Here is a 1,110-nt window from a genome sequence, read left to right as displayed (position 1 = left end):
CTAGTGTCCTGCGCCGGAAATTCGCCTAATAAGTTGGTGTAGGGTGAGGTGATGGCACGAACCGGGCGCCCTACCGCACCGCTGGTGTTGACCGACGAGGAACGCACGACGCTGACCCGCTGGTCGCGTCGGGCGAAGTCTTCGCAGGTTCTCGCGATGCGGTCCCGGATCATCCTGGCGTGCGCCGAGGGCGCCTCGAACACCGATGTGGCAACGGCCCTGGGTGTTCACCTGTCCACTGTGGGTAAATGGCGGCGTCGGTTCCTGGTCGAACGCCTCGACGGGTTGATCGATGAACAGCGTCCCGGCCGGCCTCCGTCAATCGCCTTGGACAAGGTCGAAGAGGTGGTCGTCGCCACCCTTGAGCAGACACCGCGTAACGCCACGCACTGGTCCCGGACCTCAATGGCCGCGAAGTCTGGGCTGTCGAAGTCGACGATCGGCCGGATCTGGCGCGACTTCGGCCTCAAGCCGCACCGGGCCGACACGTTCAAGCTGTCCACCGACCCGCAGTTCATCGAAAAAGTCGTCGACGTCGTCGGGCTCTATCACCACCCGCCCGAACGGGCCGTAGTGCTCTGCGTGGACGAGAAATCCCAGATCCAGGCACTTAACCGCTCGCAACCGGTCCTGCCGATGATGCCGGGCATGCCCGAACGGCGAACCCACGACTACCACCGCAACGGCATCACCAGCCTGTTCGCCGCGTTCGACATCGCCGACGGCACCGTCATCAGCGAACTGCACCGCCAGCACCGCGCGATCGAGTTCAAAAAATTCCTGATCACCATCGACAAGACCGTCCCGGCCGACCTCGACGTGCACCTCGTCTGCGACAACTACGGCACCCACAAAACCCCCGCCGTCAGGGCCTGGCTCGCGAAACACCCACGCTTCCACATGCACTTCACCCCGACCGGCTCGTCCTGGATCAACCAGGTCGAACGCTGGTTCGGCTTCCTCACCGACCAGAAGATCCGCCGCGGCACCCACAAGAGCGTCCAAGCACTCGAAGCCGACATCCGCTCCTGGATCGCCACCTGGAACAACGATCCGCGACCGTTCATCTGGACCAAGACCGCAGAAGAGATCCTCGAATCACTCGCCCGA

1 protein-coding gene is annotated in these 1,110 nt (G+C 63.6%); it reads left to right on the top strand.

The genetic code is table 11. The annotated features are described in order from the left end of the window. Positions 1-51: 51 nt before the first annotated feature. Positions 52-1,110: IS630 family transposase (locus ACWD6N_RS37780; protein ID WP_450006772.1), on the top strand; the 1,059-nt coding region annotated here is incomplete at its 3' end.

The sequence above is a fragment of the Micromonospora sp. NPDC005163 genome, assembly GCF_053599835.1.
The sequence above is the reverse complement of the archived record's forward strand: the minus strand, read 5'-3'. Positions and strand labels throughout refer to the sequence as shown.